Consider the following 17,985-nt stretch of genomic DNA (forward strand, 5'->3'; position numbering starts at 1 on the left):
ATCTGATGCATGTTTTTATAGGAGAAAAAATGGAATATCCATCCATTTATTTTATCAAACCTTTGTTCATATTAAAACAAATCATCACCATGATTTCAATGAAGCTGCTTGAACATTCCCTTAATCAAATGCTAGAAATTTTAACACTTCCGGCCGTTTTACGCAAGCAAAACAACTCAGGTTAAAGGACTTTCAGCAATTCTGTTATAAACTCCCAAAACCCAGGAACTTCTTGACATAAAAGCATCTCCGCTTTTTCGCAAATTTTCATCTTCAGCTCCTGTTCAAGATCCTCCCTCTCTTGATAGGATGTGTTGTTTAATTTGCTTTTGATCATCGGCGTGAAATTTTCCAGCAATTTCTCAATCTCTTCTTCGTCGTGCAGACTCACTGTTATCATTCCCCTCTGCTTTAGAATTCAGCAGCTCTCTTATCTTTTCGAGTGCCCTTTTATGAATTCTTGAAATATTTTGCCTTGATTCTCCCAAAGAGTCAGCCATTTCCTGCATGGATACCCCGTGAATGTAAATTTGCGCAAGTACTTTTTTCTGCTTGTCCGTCAATTGCAAAAACGCTTCATAAAGCATCGGGTCTTGCAGATGTTCACTTAAATCCTCTTCCTGTTCCAAGACATCGTCTAACAGGTCCCCTCGGGGCGGCTCGGGCAAAGTCGGACTGTCGTCGATCATCAATGGAAAACGCTCTCGATTTTTCCGGACTCTTTTATCAAAGTCGACGGAGAAAATCCGGATCATCGAGTTGATGTATTTGATCATGCGGATGTTTTTGTAAAACCGCTTAAATTCGCGATCGAGACACTCTGCCTCTTCAGAATCCGGATGTTCCAAAACGTGGTTGAAAAGCCGCTCATACCGGGGGTTGCTCAAAAAATGCTTCACAAGCGGATGCCCTGTGATTTCCTTGATTTTCGCACGCAGTAACGTTTGATCAATCATAAAAACCGCCTCCTATTTATTTAGATGAAAGAAATGTAAAAAAAGTAAACTCATCTCTTCTTATTAACATGCAAACATAAGTTCCCATTCAGAGAAAATAGTTCTTTGCTTACATTTTTCAGACTTTCTTCACTTCTTAACATAGGAGGTGGTAAGAATGGACAGTGCATTCATTGAGGAAGCAGCGAAACAAATCGGCAATGTCGGCTTTCCGGCTGTATTGGCAATTTACCTGCTGACGCGTTTTGAAAAGAAAATCGATGAACTGATCGAATTGATCAAAGAAAAAAGTGACACCGATGATTGACATCGGCCTCACTTTTTTCACTTAACATGACAGAAGGGGAAAACGAAAGGCCTTTCAGCTCTCCTTTACATTTTGAGAAAGAGGGGATATCACATGGAAAAAAACAAATCAATTCCACAGCCGATCAGAGGAGAAAAAGGAGCGGAAACGAAAATTCCGCATAACGTTGAGCGCGATCGCCAAAATCCGGACATGCTTGCGCCGCCGGAAACCGACCACGGAACGGTGTCAAACATGAAATTTTCATTTTCCGATGTCCATAACCGACTCGAAAAAGGCGGATATGCACGGGAAGTCACCGTTCGCGAGCTGCCGATTTCAGACAAGCTTGCCTCTGTCAACATGAGGCTGAAACCTGGAGCCATCAGGGAACTTCACTGGCATAAGGAAGCCGAATGGGCATATATGCTGTACGGAAAAGCACGGATTACGTCTGTTGACCAAGACGGCAGAAATTTTATTGAAGATGTGAAAGAAGGAGATCTCTGGTACTTCCCGTCAGGTCTGCCGCATTCAATCCAAGCGCTTGAAGACGGCTGCGAATTCCTGCTCGTCTTCGATGACGGTTCTTTCTCTGAAAACAGCACCTTCCAGGTGACAGATTGGCTGGCCCATACGCCTGATGAGGTAATTGCCGCAAACTTCGGCATTTCAAAAGACGTCGTAGCATCTCTTCCAGATAAAGAAAAGTATATTTTCCAAGAAGTGATCCCTGGATGTCTTGAGAAAGACAAAGTCGAAAGCCCGAACGGAACGGTGCCTCAATCTTTCAGCTACAATTTGCTTGAACAGGAACCGATCGTATCTAGCGGCGGTAAAGTATGGATTGCCGATTCCACGAATTTCAAAGCGTCGAAAACAATCGCTTCTGCGCTGGTGGAAGTCGAACCTGGAGGCATCCGGGAGCTGCACTGGCATCCGAATACAGACGAATGGCAGTATTATATTTCCGGACAAGCGAAAATGACCGTTTTCGCGTCCGACGGGCATGCCAGAACATTTAACTACCAGGCCGGAGATGTCGGCTATGTGCCGTTTGCAATGGGACACTACGTCCAAAATACAGGAGACGAACCGCTTCGCTTCCTCGAAATCTTCAAAGACGACCACTATGCTGACGTTTCGTTAAACCAATGGCTCGCGCTCGTTCCGGAAGAGCTTGTCCGCCAGCACCTCGACGTCGGCAGCGAGTTTACAAACATGCTCTCTAAAGAAAAGCATCCGGTCGTGAAATTTGATAAGAAATAACCAGCCAGGCTTGCAGGAGACATATCCTGCAGGCCTTCGGCTGCTGTGTACATATTTAAAAGGAGTTGTATCATGAAACATTTCGTTATTTGCTGCTTATCGGTAATGTTCGTTTTTTTCGCCCACTTTCTCGGCATTTCGATCCTGTTTCATCTGCCGGGCGCATTTTACCAAACTGTCGGGTCCCTGCTTTTGTTTACGCTTTGTTATACCGCACTGACCTTTGTCCTGGAACCGGCTGAAAAGCTGCTCATCCACAGTATGAAGCTGCTGGGCATCAATCGGCGGATCACGTTTTTTGCAGCCGAAATGCTCACGATCGGATGTTTATGGGCCGCGATTTTTACAGCGGACGAATTGCTGGACGACGTTCTGCTGACCTCTTCGGCGGAAATCATGATTGCCGTTTCGTTTTTTACCATTGATAAAATCCTTTATCCACGGCAGAGGTCCGGTTCGCTCTTATATTGAGAATCCACTGTGCAGGAGAATGTTATATAATGGATTTCAAGTAATCAAAAGGAGGTTTTCGTTCTTGTATAAGGTACGTTTTAGACCCGACATGTCGATCAAAGAAATCGGCGAACAGGTGCAAAGCTATGTCGCCGCCAATTGGAAACAAACGCTTGAAGATCATCGCGAAGCGCTTTTAAAGGTGTTTCCCGAATTGGAAGACGCGACTTACGGCGTCTACTTGGACCACCTGCTGCCTCCTGTATTTGAAAGTCTCGAACAGTCCGGCTTTACAACGATTCAAGATGCGGGAAAAGGTGATTTTTTCATCGGAAAAGGCTTAAACTTTAGACAGTCCATGGAAAAATGGGGAGCTGACGACTGCCGCTCACGGGTGTTTTGGGCTGTCATCTCCGATCAGCAAGAAAAGCCTGCCGGGACGCTGCTCTTTGACTTTTTTCACTCTCACGCCGGGTTTGACGTGCCTCTTTCTCCGAAGATTTACACATTGGAGGAAACAGAGAGAGACAGAATTGTCGCTCACGTGAAACAGATAAAGGAAAACTAGCTGATAGCGACCCACAACATCATAAGCTGCAACCGCTGGGTAACCCGGCGGTTTTTTTAATGCAGCACAAGGAATATTTTTGCAACCAATCAAACCACACATTCGTTATGTATAAGACCACCAACATCTTACATAAGGGAGAAAATCATGAGAACTTTCGAAATATTATTAACACTCCTGTCTTTTGTCATGCTGTTTCAGCAAAAAATGCCGAGAAAACTTGCGGCGGCAGCCGGATTTGCGAGTATTGGCGTGTTGGCGGGACAGCTTTTTTTTGAGGGATACAGATGGCAAATGGTTTTGATCTATCTGATCTCCGCCGCCCTCGCCTTTATCGCGATCTTCGGTAAAAGGCTTCAAATCAAGATGTGGAAGCCGCTGAAATATGGCTTGTATGTTCTAACATTCGCCATGCTGGCAATCTCCGTCTTCCTGTCTGTATACCTGCCCGTCTTCGATTTGCCTAAGCCTGACGGCGCTTATTCTGTCGGGACGAAGACGTTTCATTTGACCGACCGCGACAGAGAAGAAACGCTGACAAAAAATCCGCACGATAAAAGAGAACTGATGATCCAAGTATGGTACCCTGCCCAAGGTTTGCATGGACAGAAACGGGCACCTCTCTTTCCCGAAGACGCAAGCACATTTCACGAATATATCGAGAAGTTCGCAGATGGATTCGGTCTTCCCCCGTTTGCTTTGGACTATTGGCGCTACATCAAAACAAACTCATACGAAAACGTTGCGATCTCATCAGCTGAAGCCCGATATCCAGTCGTCGTAATCAGCCACGGCTTCGGAACAAGCCGGCTGCTGCACGCTTCCCAAGCCGAACATCTGGCAAGCCATGGATTTGTCGCAGTGGCGATCGATCATACGTACAGTACGATGGCAACGGCTTTTCCAGACGGACAGATGACAGGCTTAACAACCGAGCGATATATGAATGGAGTTTCCGAAAACAGCAGCAAGCTCGGGAACATTTGGACGCAGGACGCCGACTTTGTCATCAATCAGTTGGATCAGCTGAATCGCGATGCCTTTAAGGGAAAACTCGATATGGACAACATCGGGATGATGGGTCACTCATTCGGCGGCGCCACGGCGTTTAACGCCGCATATTCAAATCCCAAAATTAAAGCTGGAATCAACATGGACGGTTCACTGTACAATGTCAACGGCAAGCAGGCGATTTCAAAGCCGTTTCTATTCATGGAATCGAGCAGCTTTATGAACATTAAAGACAAGGCGCTCAGCGGAAAAATTTCTGATGAAGAAATCAAAAATTCGGGTTTAACGAAAGAAGAATTCAACAAGATGATTGAGGAACGAAAAAAGGAATACAAAATCATTGATCAAGCGTCAATGGTGTATATTGAAGGAACGGAGCATTACAACTTCACCGACTTGCAGCTTTATTCAAAACTTTTGAAGCAGCTCGGCATGACGGGCGACATCGACGGCGAACGAAGCGCGGATATCGTGAACCGGTACGTTTTGGATTTTTTCAACAAGCATTTAAAAGAAACCGGCGGCGGCTTGATCAGCAAGCCGAATCCGTCATATCCGGAGGTGAAGTTTCCGAAGGAATAAACCGAAAACGACAGAAAGGGTGCCGGCGGCGGCACCCTCTTTGTCTCATTAACAGATACACCCTGGATTGCGAGAACTAAATATTTTTCGTATGCCTTTTCACTAAATGGCCGCTAAGCCCGGCATATCGGAAGTGTGCGGCTTGTAACTCCGCTTCATGCGCGGCGTCGTTAATATTAGCGGAGGTTAGCGACAAATGTTGTCACACTCTGAGCCGGAAGATGCGCCCAAAAATGATTGTCTGTTACATTGAGATTCGTTCCAGGTTGAAGGTTGCTGCTGCTGCTCGTGATCCATCTGGATACTTGAGAAACAGATCCATTCTGCAGAACGAAGTTTTGGTTAACCCCTGAGTTGTTTTTATTAATGGCAACTATAACGACTTTGTTGTCACCTTTATAGGCAGATACGTAAACGTTTGAAGCGGGGCTCTTTGTCGCATCAACCCTGACATAACCGGGACGGACAAACTTCGAGAAATGAGCCATATTGTAACCGCGCTTGCTGATCGTACCGTCTTCTTTCATAGGACCGTATGATCTGCGGATGTACCACCATACATAAGCCTGAAAATCTCCCTCTACCATCGAATTGTGAATATGGTGCGAAACATCCAATGCCTCAGGCCAGCGGTCCGCAGAATTATTGTCACTGTTCGGATAATATACTTCCGTCATCCAAAGATCTTTTCCTGCTCCTTTTTGTTTGAACAGTGGATAAGCGAAATTGTTAAGCTGTGTACCATAAAGATGAGCGCCAAGAATATCCATATTGGCAAGCGCCTTCGGATCATTCAAAATCGGATCCGATATATTTTTTAAGTATTGAAACGACTCAGGCGCGATGACACGGGCATTAATCGAGCCGGCGTTCTCTTTCATAAAGCGAAGTATTTCTTGCGGTGTCCACCACGTCCAGTCGTGTGCGTAATCAGGCTCGTTTTGGACGGAAATCGCATACAGATTCACGCCATTATTTTTCATGAAGGTAACAAAGTCGTTAAGATGCTTCGCGTATGCGGCGTACTTATCGTATCTCAGCCGTTTAGCTGATGTGTCTCCATTCCGATTGAAAGTCTCAACCATATCGCTTGGCGGATTCCAGGGAGAAGCAAAAACGATTGCTCCGTGTTTGATCGCACTCTTTGCCGTCTCCACTTCTCTGTACCAATTGTTTCTATTTTCATCAACATGAATTCTTAAAATTGAAAAGCCTAACTGATTCTGTCCATTGCCAAAGGCGGTTTCTCTTTGAGCTGCTGTAAGATCCCCGATCCAAGCCGGGTGATTCATCCCTCCAAAACCGCGAATCACTTGTTTTTCTGCAGATAGACGAACTGTTGCGTCACTGGCTGCTGAAACTTCAGAAGCGGCAGGCCCGGTTAACATGAGCGACAGCATCGTTACATATGCCAACAATACACAAATTAATTTTTTCATATGCTTTCATCCTCTCATTGTTTTGGTATATGAAAACCCTTCTGAGACCACCTTTTTGCTGTTACCGGTGCTCATTTTGTGTAAACTGCCAGTAATCAAAATTAAACAAGTTGCCTGAACTGTTTCCGGTAAATACAAAATAGACGTTGTGAACACCGGTTGCGCCGCTCACAGTGGTTTCTATTTCTCTCCAAGTCTGCGCTCCGCCTGTGGAAGGTACATTCAGAGTTCCCACAAGCTTACCTGTTACACTGTCGAGACGGACTTCAATTTTACCGCCTGCAGTGGAAGCGACATTGGCTTTAAATGTCCTCGCTCCGCGCGTGCCGAAGTCAGCATTTCCTACAGCAATCCAGTCTCCGTTATGAATGCTTGTTACGTTTTGATTATTTTCCGGTCCGCCGGGTGCTGAGGATTTCTCCGTCAAAATGCGTCCATTCCAGGCAAACGTTTCAGCTTCTACCCGGTTATACGGATTCAAATTGGCAAGCTGAGACACTCCCCTGTAATTTGCCGCCACCTCTTGAATGGACCCGTTTGCAAGATGGACCAGCTTATTGATATGGGGAGAACGGTATCCTTTGCCGGCTCCGAACAAAGCGAAACTGACAGTTTGAGCATGGTACACCACATACCACTCGTTTTTAAAATTGAAAACAGCATGATGGTTGTTTCCGCCAGCCCCGAAGAATGCACCCGGATTTTTCAGGAAATGCCCTCTATACGTAAAGGGCCCCATGGGACTTGAGCTGGTCATGTAGCCGATTTCACCCGGTGGTATATTGGCCGGGTGCACACCGCTGAAATTGATGCAATAGGAATAGTAATATTTTCCGTTATGTTTATGAATTCCCGAGTCTTCAAACATGAAAGGCGCATCAATCACAGACGCGCTTCCAACAACGCTGGTCATATCGTTCCCCAATTTTATGACTCGTGCTGTTTTAGGATTTGCCCATTGCTCCTGCGTTGGATTTGAACCGCCGGGGATGCCTCCACCGGCATACAGATAACCGGTGCCATCGTCATCTACGAACACTGCCGGATCAAATAGCCAAACAACGCCGGACATTCCCGGTGTACTTATTGTAACCAACGCTTTTCCAATCGGATCTGTCCACGGCCCGGTCGGGCTGTCTGCGGTGAGGACCCCGATACCTCCGCCGCCGTTTGCAAAGTAAAGGAAGAATTTATCCTTACCATTTATCTTTTTAACTGCGACTGACGGGGCCCAGGACGCGCCTGCCCATTTCGCAATCCCCCGGCCGCCATTAGCCCCGTTGGCACCTGCCACCGGAATGGCTCCGTGATCTGTCCAGTTCACCATATCCGCTGAAGAGATGACGAACACTTTGTTCAAATTGGCAAATGAATTATCCTTAATCGTTCCGTTGCTGTTATATTCATAATCGTCACTGGACATATAGATGTAGACTCTTCCGTTATAGGTCAGCGCAAAGGGATCCGCTCCTAAATGATGGTCTATAAGCGGGTTAGAATTCCCTACATGTTTTGCAATGGTTGTGCTGGCAGCAAGTACAGATTTCCCAGGTATACAGCTCATGAATAGCACAAGAACCAATAAACATGCACCGCACTTCATTTTCATAACCAACATCCTCCTTTTATCTATAAAATCAGGCGAGTTGCCGATTTTTCCGGCAGAAGCCCCTGTCTTTGAAAAGTGCGATCCGGCTTTGGGGCGATTTCTAATCTTGAAGCAGCTTCTTTCATAGCTCTATTCCTTCGCGAAGCCGGGCCTAGCCCTCTTCCGGAAGAACGCGTTCAGAATCTTGGCCAACCGCAATAACCTGACCGGTGATTTATCTGCCGGCGCTTTGCTCTTCTTTCTCCGCATCCCCTCCTGTAGTTCATATTTAATAACCGTTTTGCATAAGCGTTGATCATACAAACTTTTACATTTAGCGCCTTCAAAAACTTACCATAATTTTTTAAGCATATTAAGTGTCTTTTATCATTTCTTTTTCATAATCTAAAATTGATTCTTATGAACTAATTTCATTTTTCTAAAAGAAAATAGGGTTGTTTTATAGACATCCGTACGTTGCCTAGAGGTGATTCTTAATCGCGGAAAGAAAAAGAGTTTAAGTTGAATCAGCGGAGCATTACAGCTTCCCCGAAGACGGAAAAGCGGAGATATTATAAATCATCATGTTTTGGATTTTTTAAGGAACGGGCGGCGACTTGACAAGCGAGCTGAATCCGGAGGAATGATCGAAAAGCTGAGTGCCGCTGAGGAAAGCGGCAACCTCTTATAATCAGGAGAAAATAAAGAAAAGACTTAAAGCAATCGCAGTCTGAACAAGCGAAATCAAAGCCAAGTGTCCTAACGGAGTCTTGGCTTTTTTGATGTATGTATCATAAATGGCATTAACAGTAAAGAAACAAACGTATCCTATTAGCGATTCAATGATGAGCATGGTAGACCTCCTTTTGGTCAGCTCCTTCGAATGTATATACAATCAAAGTTCGACATAATACCCTCTGATCCTTTTTTAGCGATCCCTAAGTCGATTACACGGTGCCTCTGCTATACCGATTCCAAAGAAAAGCCAATTTCTGAAAATAAATGAAACTTTATGCTAAAATTAAAGGAAAACAGGTTTGAGGTGCAGTAAACTTATGATCCAACACAGTGTCTTTCTTGAGGGAGAATATACATTACAGGATATGAGATACTTCTTTTTTTATTGGCTTAAAAAATACGCATTCCTTTATTTTATTCTTATTTTTCTATTGTTGGTCTGGGTGTTTTCCGTCGATGGGAAGATGCCGATTACCGTTTATCATAGTGAAACACTCGAATTGTTGTTGAATGGACTTCTCATGATTGTACTTTCAATAATATTAACCTCACTTTTAATTGGTTTTTTTTATATCCGGATGCAAATTGTCTATCGGAAAAATGAACGGCTAAAACGTAAAAGAACTTACACTATCAATCCACAAGGAATTCAGATTCAATTTAAGAATTTCGATACGTTGTTTCAATGGTATGAAGTGACAGCAGTAACAGAATATAAACGCCTCATCCTCATGAAAACGTCAAGCAGCCAGATGATTTTGATACCGAAACGCTTTTTCACATTTGAAAATGAACTTCATTCTTTCAGAGAGCTTGTGACTACATATGGGCAGGCCAAAAAATTGAAATTGCAATCTTAAGAAGATGGATTTCTCTTTTTTGTATATCCATTTTCATTTCGTAAAAGGAAGCTTTATTCTTTAGTGATTGTAACCAAATGTATCAGAGGAGAATGCTATTTTTAGAAAACCATTAATAATAAGAATGTCCCTATAATGAATCCAGTCGATAAATAAAAGGCGGTTGATAGTAATGAATAATGCAATACTAAAAAAATTACACCCACATATAGAGGAAGAGGTTACACTTGAAATAAACGGATTTGAATTCACTGGATTTTCAACTATTTGCCCCTATGTCATTGAAGAAGGGAGAGAGTATCCTGTTTTTATTAGCTTCACAATTTTAGATCAGTCAGACCTTCTTGAGTTAGATAAGGAAATCAAAGAATTAGCACGAATTGATGATAGTTATAGATATTATATACGCGGAATACTACATGAAGATTATATTGATGCAGGAATAAAAATTTATGATGACAATGGATATTTTAATGATTATAAATATCTGGCAGGTAAACCCGTAGAGTTATTAGTTGACAGAATAGCAGTTGATTTTCTTGATAATAACTAATGACCAATCGGCAAGAAACCATTCAAAATAAAATAGATTGATGAAAGTCAAAAAAGTTTTAAAACAGTTCTTTAATCTCGAGTTTATAGAATTTGAAAATTATGATCCTGAGTGGTTGCAAGTATTTGACGCACCATTGGAACGATTTATCCTAATTTTCTCCACCCTTCTTCCTTCCTCTTCATTATGATTCATTTTCAGTGAACCACAGGATTTATTGTCCATTCTTTTCTATAAAGTGGTAAACTTTTTTCTGAATAAGTCTTTTGAAAGGGTTTGACGTATGAAAGTCTTTGAAGCGAGTTCTTTAATTGAAGCAGCGAACAAACGTAAGAAAGAATATGAAGCCTTTGAAGAACAACTGCAAACACTGAAAAAAGCGTTTCTGGGCGTTGCTGATTTAGGTGATGACTTTGAGGGAAAAGGCGCGGACAACATCAAAGACTTCTTTAGAGGACAGGCCGAGATCGTTGATAGTTGGCTCAAGCTTGTCGATGCACAGATCGCTTTTTTTAAAGGGGTTTCCGGCGATATTAAAGATCAAAAGCTGTCCAATTCATATGTGGAAGTCTCCTTTCTGGATCATGAGCTGAAAAATGCGGATTTGAAAGCAACGGAAATCGTCTCAGGGCTCAAGCTGGAAATGGATAAGATCATCGCCAGCGTAAGCGATATTGTTGACTTGGATAATTGGACGCTAGATGACTATATTGATAAAATGGGCAAGGCACAAGAAACTCGCCAGAACACGATCGATGCTGTCAACAAGCTTGACGAATCGTTAAAAACCGAATACTCAAATTTAGAAGCTCTTGACAATACAGTGCTAGCTAAGTATTCCGGTCTAATGGAAGCAACAAGCCATGGAAAAAGTGCGGCTCCGATGCATTTTAGTTTGAAGTCGTTTCATTCCAGTGAAATCTACAAGAATACGATGGAAGTTGAAAAACAGGCCACTAATTACATCGACTCCAAAAGCGAACAAGCCGAAGCCCGGCAACTGCAGGAAAAACAAGAAGAAGAAGCAAACAAGCCTTGGTATTTAAAAACGCTTGATGCTGGTGGAACATTTTTAGGAGAAATCAGCGGGTACTATGATTATAAAAGAGCTGCTGAAGGGATTGACCCGATCACAGGCGAGAAATTAACGGATGGCCAGCGAGTCGCCGCCGGAGCGATGGGTGCGGCCGGCTATATCCCGGTTGTCGGCTGGTTAGGCAAAGGTGCAAAAGGGATCAAAGGTGTATACAGCATGTACAAGGCCGAAAAAGCAGTCACAACTGTAGACAAAGCTCTGGCTGCTTACAAAACCCCGAAAACCTTCCACGCTCTGAAAAACTCTGAAAAAGGCCTATATGGACTGGCCGCGGCTAATGGCTTCAGCGAAACCATCACCGGACGGGATATGCTCGGAAATAAGATTTCGGATGAACAGCGACAGGATAGCCTAAATCGTGCAATCGCAATGATAGCACCTTTCGGTATGCAGAAAGCCGGAAAAGTGCTGAGTGTAAACTCACATAACGGTAGGGCCACTAATCTTTACAGAGGTGAAGACTTTCCTTATGAGCCTAAAAGACCAAACGGCATAGGCAAGTCTCATATTTCCCCTGAAACCGGTAATCTTGTACCTGCCAACAAAACTGGTATGTACCAAGGTCGTCAGGTTACTGTAACAGAGCACGTCCTTGGAGGATATAGAAAAGGCGGGAAATCCAACAGCCCATATACAAGTTTTACAATAAATCAAAAAGTTGCAAAGGGATACGGTGAAAATACAATAGAACTCGACATATCTGCTCTCCGTAAAGCCATCAGGTCTGGTGAAGTGAAGGATATTGTAATTTTATCTCCTAAACAAATCGAAAGGTTAATCAAAAATGATACTCGACAGTCTGAATACTGGAAAAACAAAGCTTTAAAATGGACTCAAAGAGACACTGAATACTTTGTAAAAGGTGAAGTTCCAAAACAATTTATCAAAGTACATCCGAAGGAGTGATAAATATGCTTCTATATTATAAAAATGAATGCTTGGGTGAAATAAAAGGCGCTACTGTTGAAGGTGTCTGGATGTATGGAACAATCATTCCTAATGAAAACATGGAAAAGTTCAAAGATTTCTTTAAGGCTGTAGTAAACGAGGATGACCCTTTTGCCATTGAACAGTATAGTGAAGAATGGTTAGATGATGAAAATTGGTTTATTATTGATGAAAAGCAAAAAAAGGTTGGTATATCCCTTCCAGGGATTTACGAAAATGATAATGAAATAAATTGGAGATGGAGATAAGAAGGCCCTTATTAGAGGCCTTTTTGTATTACTTCAGTAGTGATTCAAGTTTTGCTTTCGTTTTCGGTCCGTAAATACCATCCGCAGACAACTCGTACATCAGCTGGAACCGTTTGACCGCGTTCGCCGTTTTCGGCCCGCAGCAGCCATTTCTATGTCGTTATTCTTTGCCTCTTTGTATGGATAGAAATAGAGGGCAGCTAAAGCCTCTTGAATCCGCCGAACGGCCGTTCCTTTCATGAGTGGGCTTTTTATCTTAAAGATGCCCGCAGGCAGCGTGTAGGATGATTTTTTGTCGCTCGAGGAAAGCTTTTTTTTTTCCGCTGCAATATGAGGACCGATGACCCGCCATACATGTTCATTAAGCCTTTCAAAGGCTCTTGCACAAACATCAAAACTCCCCCAAAAACAAAAAAACCACCATCATATGTATGGTGGAGACGGTGGGAGTCGAACCCACGTCCAGAAACGTCGATTGCTTCAGCGTCTACGAGCGTAGCCCTGCATATTTAGTTTCGCTCATCTTCGTGCCTGCGGGCAGGCCCTCGGAAAGCTAGTCTGATAAGTCTCTTCCTGCGCTCTCAGACGGGAGCGCAAGCGTAGCCTACTTCGTTATGGGCTCTTAACCGGCACATAGGCGATGCGGGCAAGAGCTCGCTGCGCTAATTAGGCAGCTAGTGCTAAGTTCTGGTTAGATTTGCCAGTTATATTTAGGTGCGTTTTTACGAGATCGCCTCTCGGCTCGCAACTCAAGCTCGATCCGTCCCTGTCGAATCCGTAACGTCCCCTTGGATGAAAAGGAAGTCGGATAACTGGCTGCATCACTATTATAACAAGATCACGCGTCAATTCCAAATGGTAATGTCTGTGATCACGTTCATATAGGATAACATGGGTTCCGGCTTTAGATCAAGCCTTTTTGCCTGTCGCGGAATGCTCTTTCGATTTCACGTTTGGCGTCTTTGCGCTTTAAGTCTTCGCGTTTGTCGAATTTCTTCTTCCCTTTTCCGAGTCCGAGCAGCACTTTCGCAAAACCGTTCTTCAAATAAATCTTGAGCGGTACGAGCGAGTATCCCTGCTCTTTCGTCAAACCGATCAATTTGTTGATCTGCTTGCGGTGCATCAAAAGCTTTCTCGTCCGCAACGGATCATGGTTGTAGCGGTTCCCCTGCTCATACGGGCTGATGTGCATATTGTGAAGGAACACTTCCCCGCGCTCAATTTTGGCGAACGCGTCCTTTAAATTCACCCGTCCGGCGCGAATGGACTTGATTTCCGTACCTTGAAGCACGATGCCTGTTTCGTATGTTTCTTCTATAAAATAATCATGATTTGCTTTTTTATTTTGGGAAACAACCTTCCCTTCTCCCTTTGGCATACGGCAACCTCCTCCCGCCTTCAATCTCACATTCAAAAGGGCGGCGAATACGTATTATTCTATCAAATGAACGTTCGCCTTACAATTTCGCCGCCCTTTTTTTGACGTGTGCCGTCTATTTTTTCTTGCGTTTTTGTTTCGGCGCGTTTTGAAAACCGCGTTTTTTCTTTACTTTTTTCTTTTTCGGCTTGGTGAACCATTCCCCTTTGTCAGCCGATGGAGCATCCTTTTTAGGACCCTTTTTCTGTTTTGGCTCCGGTTTCTGCCGGCGGCGGGAGCCTTTCATGCCGACGATTTCAAAATCGATGTTCCGCTCGTCTTTATTGACGTCAACGACGCGGACCGTAATCTCATCGCCGATCCGGTAGACGTTGCCCGTACGCTCGCCGATCATGGCATAGTGCTGTTCATCATAACGGTAAAAATCGTCTGTCATAAAGCTGACGTGGACAAGCCCTTCGATCGTGTTCGGCAGCTCGACAAACATGCCGAAGTTCGTAACGGAACTGATCACACCGTCAAATTCTTCACCGATCTTATCCAGCATAAATTCGGTTTTTTTCAGATCATCCGTTTCCCGCTCGGCATCTACGGCATTGCGTTCCATATTTGACGTATGCTCGGCGATCTCAGGCAGTTTTTCGGCCCATTTCTCCCTTGTCGCTTCGTCTGTCTTGCCCTGAATCAAATACGTCCTGATCAGCCTGTGGACGATCAAGTCAGGGTAGCGGCGAATCGGTGACGTGAAATGGGTGTAGAATTCAGTCGACAAGCCGAAGTGTCCGAGGCTTTGCGGATCGTATTTCGCCTGCTTCATCGATCTGAGCATAACCGTTGAAATTACGGCTTCTTCAGGACGATCCCTGACTTCTTCAAGCACGCTTTGCAGCGCTTTCGGATGGATGCTTCCGGCCGTCCCTTTGACGACATAGCCGAATGTCGTAACGAACTCAAGAAATCTCTGGAGCTTTTCTTGATCCGGATCTTCGTGAATCCGGTAAATAAACGGAACATTCATCCAATGAAAGTGCTCGGCGACCGTTTCATTGGCGACAAGCATAAATTCTTCGATCAGCTTTTCTGCTGTCGACCGTTCTCTCAAGACGACGTCCTTCGCTTTTCCTTCTTCGTCGACGAGTACCTTCGCTTCCTTAAAGTCAAAGTCGACGGCACCGCGTTCCATCCGCTTGCCGCGCAGAATCGCAGCCAAGTCTTCCATGTCTTTGAACATCGGGACAAGCGCCTCATATTTCTGCTTCAGCTCTTCATCGTCATCGACTAAAATCTTGTTCACGTCAGAATAAGTCATCCGCTCGGTCGTTTTAATGACACTTTGAAAAATTTCGTGTTCGACGACTTGCCCTTGAGGATTAATGAGCATTTCGCACGACAAAGTCAGCCGGTCAACCTTCGGATTTAAAGAGCAGATTCCATTCGACAGCCTGTGCGGGATCATCGGAATCACCCGGTCGACAAGATAGACGCTCGTGCCGCGTTCATATGCTTCCTGGTCAATCGGAGACCCTTCTGTGACATAATGGCTGACATCGGCAATGTGGACGCCGAGTTTATAATGGCCGTTTTTGAGTTTTGTGACGGTAACGGCATCATCCAAGTCTTTGGCATCTGCGCCGTCGATCGTGACGATCATTTGATCGCGCAGATCCCGTCTGCCTTCAAGATCTTTTTCATCGATTGTATCAGGCGTATTGCCGGCTTGTTCCATCGCCTCAGCCGGAAAGTCTCCCGGGAGGCCATGTTTATGAATGATGGAAAGGATATCGATGCCGGGGTCGTTTTTGTGGCCGAGAATCTCGATAACTTCCCCTTCCGCACTCATCCGGCCTTCAGGATAGCTTGTCAGGCGGACGACGACTTTGTGCCCCTCGACGGCGCCGTTTTTGGCGTGCTTCGGAATAAAGATGTCATTCGTGATTTTTTTATCGTCGGGAATGACGAAGCCGAAGTTTTTCGTCTCTGTATACGTGCCGACAATCTTCTGAACGTTGCGCTCAATGATGCGGATGATGGCTCCTTCTTTTTTTGTACCTCCGGACTCCGTACTCAGGCGGACAAGCACGGTATCTCCGTTCATTGCCGTATTCAGCTCAGACGGCGGAATGAAGACATCGTCAAGCGAGGAATCTTCGGGGAGAACAAACGCGAAGCCTTTCGCGTGCGCCGACACCTTCCCTTTGATCAAATTCATTTTTTCTGGCAAACCGTAGCGGTTGCTTCTCGTTCTGACGACCAGCCCTTTTTCTTCAAGGGTTACAAGAGCTTTGACAAGCTCTTTGTATTCGTCCGAATCGGTGATTTCCAGCATCTCTTCCAGTTCCTGAACTGTAAGAGGTTTATACGCTTCTTCTTTCATAAAGGAGAGAAGCTTATCCATAAATTCTTCTTTTTCCACTAACCAGACCTCCTTATGTCTGCCAATCCAGCGTTTCTAAAAATTGATACACATCCTTGTGCAGTGCTTCGCGTTCTTTATCCAATGTGATGGCATGACCGGATTCTTCATACCATTTCAGCTGCTTATCATCCGTTTCAACTTCATTGTAGATGATGTTCGCGCTGTCCGTATTAATCATATGATCGTGGCGCGCCTGCACGACAAATGTAGGCGAATAGATCATGTCCACATGCTCTCTGACATCGGCAATCAAATCCTGCAGTGCTTTCAACGTGTTCATCGGCGTTTTTTTGAATTCTTCCATCTCAGCGTCAATCTGTTCCGCTGCCTTGCCTTCAAATTTCTTATAATTGCGGGCATACTCAAGCACACCCTCGTACATCGTCTCTTCGCTTTTGATATACATCGGCGCGCACATTGGAACAATTCCCTTTATGGGTACAGTGTAACCCAATTTCAATGAAAAAACCCCTCCGAGAGACAGACCGCAAGCGGCGATTTGTTCATACCCTTCCGATTTCAAATATTCATACCCGTTCATGACGTCTTTCCACCAGTCTTCCGGCCCTGTGGAAAGAAGTTCTTCCGGAGGCACGCCGTGGCCTTTATATTGGGGCGCATGGCATGTGTAGCCTTTTTCATTCAAATATCTTCCGAGCATTCTCACGTCCGCCGTGTTGCCCGTAAATCCGTGCAGCAGCAGGACGGCTTTTTTTCCGCCTTTAAATGTGAAAGGTTGTGGTTTGACGATTTTCATGATTCACTGTCTCCTTTTCATATGTATTCTTCCACGTTTAGTCTTGAACCAAACTTTATCAATCGGCCGGTCTCTTCATACAAAGACCTGCAAATAGGAAAAAGGCCTGACTTGAACATCAGACCTCATGCTTCATTGTCTTATACAAAGTAAGCAAGCGCAATCGTTAAGAAAAAGAAAAGCACGGTTAAAACGACCGTCATCCGGTGGAGAATCAAATCAAGTCCTCTTGCTTTCTGCTTTCCGAAAAGCTGCTCGGCTCCGCCGGAAATTGCGCCTGATAATCCGGCGCTTTTGCCGGATTGCAGTAAAACGACAACGATCAGTACGATACTTACAATCACTAATAAGACCGTTAAAAATGCGGCCATAACCTACACCTCCAGACAAACTGGCTGACAATAGTTTTATTTTACATGAAAAGCAAGCGCATGTCACGAGCGTTTCGAACAGCTTTTTTTATTTTTTCCCAGCGCCTGAATAAAGTATACAAAAAAAGGAGCGGCTATGCTCCCTATCAGGCGGAATATGTAATCATTTTTCTGACAAGGCCGCCATCATATCTTCCAGCAGCATTTCTGCTCCCCTTGGGCTGAGTACGATTTTGCCGCCCGCATACGTTTTATTTTTGGTGGTGATGTCGCCGGTCATCAAGCATGCCATGTTGGCGGCGTATTTTGTCAAAATGATGTTTTCTCCGTCGGTGTATATTTCGAGCGGGTCCTTTTCATTGATATTCAGCACCCTGCGCATTTCGACCGGGAGAACGACTCTGCCGAGCTCATCGATTCTCCGGACAATTCCTGTATTTTTCACGTTTGAAAAGCCTCCTTTTTTCC

The 17,985-nt window shown here is 44.5% G+C and carries 19 protein-coding genes, 1 other RNA gene and 1 pseudogene; 9 read left to right on the forward strand and 12 right to left on the reverse strand.

Annotated features, from left to right (window positions below; all coding sequences use genetic code 11):
• Nucleotides 1-181: 181 nt before the first annotated feature.
• Nucleotides 182-391, reverse strand: coding sequence for a sigma-O factor regulator RsoA (rsoA, locus tag MHH76_RS18020; protein WP_043054474.1), 210 nt, complete (start codon nt 389-391; stop codon nt 182-184).
• Nucleotides 363-956 (reverse strand): sigma-70 family RNA polymerase sigma factor, encoded by a 594-nt coding sequence (locus MHH76_RS18025; protein ID WP_043054475.1) that lies wholly within the window; start codon nt 954-956, stop codon nt 363-365. The genes rsoA and MHH76_RS18025 overlap by 29 nt, the downstream gene beginning before the upstream one ends.
• A gap of 157 nt (nt 957-1,113) precedes the next feature.
• Here MHH76_RS18025 and MHH76_RS18030 point away from each other — a divergent pair, with 157 nt between their 5' ends.
• The 5 genes from MHH76_RS18030 (at nt 1,114) to MHH76_RS18050 (ending at nt 5,125) form a co-directional block, all read left to right on the forward strand.
• Nucleotides 1,114-1,263, forward strand: coding sequence for a YvrJ family protein (locus MHH76_RS18030; RefSeq protein ID WP_020452973.1), 150 nt, complete (start codon nt 1,114-1,116; stop codon nt 1,261-1,263).
• Between the two features lie 93 nt (nt 1,264-1,356).
• Nucleotides 1,357-2,511: an oxalate decarboxylase family bicupin gene (locus MHH76_RS18035; RefSeq protein WP_020452974.1), complete on the forward strand. Its 1,155-nt coding sequence runs from the start codon at nt 1,357-1,359 to the stop codon at nt 2,509-2,511.
• A gap of 72 nt (nt 2,512-2,583) precedes the next feature.
• On the forward strand, nt 2,584-2,982 hold the full coding sequence (locus MHH76_RS18040; protein WP_025810753.1) for a YrvL family regulatory protein: 399 nt from the start codon (nt 2,584-2,586) through the stop codon (nt 2,980-2,982).
• 64 nt (nt 2,983-3,046) lie between these two features.
• A complete protein-coding gene (locus MHH76_RS18045; RefSeq protein ID WP_039073024.1) occupies nt 3,047-3,532 on the forward strand; it encodes a DUF6022 family protein in 486 nt (161 codons plus the stop codon).
• A gap of 147 nt (nt 3,533-3,679) precedes the next feature.
• A complete protein-coding gene (locus MHH76_RS18050; protein ID WP_043054476.1) occupies nt 3,680-5,125 on the forward strand; it encodes an alpha/beta fold hydrolase in 1,446 nt (481 codons plus the stop codon).
• 176 nt (nt 5,126-5,301) lie between these two features.
• On the opposite strand, the gene MHH76_RS18055 is transcribed toward MHH76_RS18050, so the two are convergent.
• The 3 genes from MHH76_RS18055 to MHH76_RS18065 all read right to left on the reverse strand — a co-directional run bounded on the left by MHH76_RS18055 (nt 5,302) and on the right by MHH76_RS18065 (nt 9,005).
• Entirely contained in the window at nt 5,302-6,564 is a 1,263-nt protein-coding gene (locus tag MHH76_RS18055; protein ID WP_035400315.1) for a glucuronoxylanase, read from the reverse strand.
• A 61-nt stretch (nt 6,565-6,625) separates the two neighbouring features.
• Complete coding sequence (locus MHH76_RS18060; RefSeq protein WP_020452979.1) at nt 6,626-8,173, reverse strand: glycoside hydrolase family 43 protein; 1,548 nt, start codon at nt 8,171-8,173, stop codon at nt 6,626-6,628.
• A gap of 670 nt (nt 8,174-8,843) precedes the next feature.
• Nucleotides 8,844-9,005 (reverse strand): hypothetical protein, encoded by a 162-nt coding sequence (locus tag MHH76_RS18065; protein WP_023856310.1) that lies wholly within the window; start codon nt 9,003-9,005, stop codon nt 8,844-8,846.
• Between the two features lie 202 nt (nt 9,006-9,207).
• On the opposite strand from MHH76_RS18065, the gene MHH76_RS18070 reads away from it, so the two are divergent.
• From MHH76_RS18070 to MHH76_RS18085, 4 genes are all read left to right on the forward strand, one after another.
• Nucleotides 9,208-9,750, forward strand: a complete 543-nt coding sequence (locus MHH76_RS18070) for a YcxB family protein (RefSeq protein WP_020452980.1) — start codon at nt 9,208-9,210, stop codon at nt 9,748-9,750.
• Nucleotides 9,751-9,922: 172 nt separating this feature from the next.
• Nucleotides 9,923-10,303 (forward strand): hypothetical protein, encoded by a 381-nt coding sequence (locus tag MHH76_RS18075; protein ID WP_023856311.1) that lies wholly within the window; start codon nt 9,923-9,925, stop codon nt 10,301-10,303.
• Between the two features lie 283 nt (nt 10,304-10,586).
• Nucleotides 10,587-12,305 carry a T7SS effector LXG polymorphic toxin gene (locus tag MHH76_RS18080; RefSeq protein WP_020452982.1) on the forward strand — a complete coding sequence of 573 codons (1,719 nt, stop codon included), beginning with the start codon at nt 10,587-10,589 and terminating at the stop codon, nt 12,303-12,305.
• A 5-nt stretch (nt 12,306-12,310) separates the two neighbouring features.
• Nucleotides 12,311-12,595, forward strand: a complete 285-nt coding sequence (locus MHH76_RS18085; RefSeq protein ID WP_003185302.1) for a hypothetical protein — start codon at nt 12,311-12,313, stop codon at nt 12,593-12,595.
• A 28-nt stretch (nt 12,596-12,623) separates the two neighbouring features.
• Here MHH76_RS18085 and MHH76_RS18090 read toward each other — a convergent pair.
• The 7 genes and pseudogenes from MHH76_RS18090 to MHH76_RS18120 form a co-directional block, all read right to left on the reverse strand.
• Nucleotides 12,624-12,919 (reverse strand): annotated as a pseudogene (locus tag MHH76_RS18090) (peptidoglycan-binding domain-containing protein); the annotation flags it as partial.
• 108 nt (nt 12,920-13,027) lie between these two features.
• Nucleotides 13,028-13,383, reverse strand: a transfer-messenger RNA (tmRNA) gene (gene ssrA / locus MHH76_RS18095).
• Between the two features lie 116 nt (nt 13,384-13,499).
• Entirely contained in the window at nt 13,500-13,973 is a 474-nt protein-coding gene (gene smpB, locus MHH76_RS18100) for an SsrA-binding protein SmpB (RefSeq protein ID WP_009329604.1), read from the reverse strand.
• A gap of 115 nt (nt 13,974-14,088) precedes the next feature.
• Nucleotides 14,089-16,386 carry a ribonuclease R gene (rnr, locus tag MHH76_RS18105; protein WP_023856313.1) on the reverse strand — a complete coding sequence of 766 codons (2,298 nt, stop codon included), beginning with the start codon at nt 16,384-16,386 and terminating at the stop codon, nt 14,089-14,091.
• Between the two features lie 13 nt (nt 16,387-16,399).
• Entirely contained in the window at nt 16,400-17,146 is a 747-nt protein-coding gene (locus MHH76_RS18110; protein ID WP_020452984.1) for a carboxylesterase, read from the reverse strand.
• 140 nt (nt 17,147-17,286) lie between these two features.
• Nucleotides 17,287-17,517, reverse strand: a complete 231-nt coding sequence (secG, locus tag MHH76_RS18115) for a preprotein translocase subunit SecG (RefSeq protein WP_003185418.1) — start codon at nt 17,515-17,517, stop codon at nt 17,287-17,289.
• A gap of 163 nt (nt 17,518-17,680) precedes the next feature.
• A complete protein-coding gene (locus tag MHH76_RS18120; protein WP_020452985.1) occupies nt 17,681-17,962 on the reverse strand; it encodes an AbrB/MazE/SpoVT family DNA-binding domain-containing protein in 282 nt (93 codons plus the stop codon).
• Between the last annotated feature and the right edge of the window lie 23 nt (nt 17,963-17,985).

Origin of the sequence: Bacillus sp. FSL L8-0193 (assembly GCF_037976065.1) — a bacterium.
Lineage (GTDB): Bacteria > Bacillota > Bacilli > Bacillales > Bacillaceae > Bacillus > Bacillus paralicheniformis.

What these genes read in the sequence shown, in the direction of transcription:
- MHH76_RS18025 (WP_043054475.1), bottom strand. Translation starts at nt 956, where the DNA reads ATGATTGATCAAACGTTACTGCGTGCGAAAATCAAGGAAATCACAGGG.
- MHH76_RS18030 (WP_020452973.1), top strand. Translation starts at nt 1,114, where the DNA reads ATGGACAGTGCATTCATTGAGGAAGCAGCGAAACAAATCGGCAATGTC.
- MHH76_RS18035 (WP_020452974.1), top strand. Translation starts at nt 1,357, where the DNA reads ATGGAAAAAAACAAATCAATTCCACAGCCGATCAGAGGAGAAAAAGGA.
- MHH76_RS18040 (WP_025810753.1), top strand. Translation starts at nt 2,584, where the DNA reads ATGAAACATTTCGTTATTTGCTGCTTATCGGTAATGTTCGTTTTTTTC.
- MHH76_RS18050 (WP_043054476.1), top strand. Translation starts at nt 3,680, where the DNA reads ATGAGAACTTTCGAAATATTATTAACACTCCTGTCTTTTGTCATGCTG.
- MHH76_RS18055 (WP_035400315.1), bottom strand. Translation starts at nt 6,564, where the DNA reads ATGAAAAAATTAATTTGTGTATTGTTGGCATATGTAACGATGCTGTCG.
- MHH76_RS18060 (WP_020452979.1), bottom strand. Translation starts at nt 8,173, where the DNA reads ATGAAAATGAAGTGCGGTGCATGTTTATTGGTTCTTGTGCTATTCATG.
- MHH76_RS18065 (WP_023856310.1), bottom strand. Translation starts at nt 9,005, where the DNA reads ATGCTCATCATTGAATCGCTAATAGGATACGTTTGTTTCTTTACTGTT.
- MHH76_RS18070 (WP_020452980.1), top strand. Translation starts at nt 9,208, where the DNA reads ATGATCCAACACAGTGTCTTTCTTGAGGGAGAATATACATTACAGGAT.
- MHH76_RS18075 (WP_023856311.1), top strand. Translation starts at nt 9,923, where the DNA reads ATGAATAATGCAATACTAAAAAAATTACACCCACATATAGAGGAAGAG.
- MHH76_RS18080 (WP_020452982.1), top strand. Translation starts at nt 10,587, where the DNA reads ATGAAAGTCTTTGAAGCGAGTTCTTTAATTGAAGCAGCGAACAAACGT.
- MHH76_RS18085 (WP_003185302.1), top strand. Translation starts at nt 12,311, where the DNA reads ATGCTTCTATATTATAAAAATGAATGCTTGGGTGAAATAAAAGGCGCT.
- smpB (WP_009329604.1), bottom strand. Translation starts at nt 13,973, where the DNA reads ATGCCAAAGGGAGAAGGGAAGGTTGTTTCCCAAAATAAAAAAGCAAAT.
- MHH76_RS18110 (WP_020452984.1), bottom strand. Translation starts at nt 17,146, where the DNA reads ATGAAAATCGTCAAACCACAACCTTTCACATTTAAAGGCGGAAAAAAA.
- secG (WP_003185418.1), bottom strand. Translation starts at nt 17,517, where the DNA reads ATGGCCGCATTTTTAACGGTCTTATTAGTGATTGTAAGTATCGTACTG.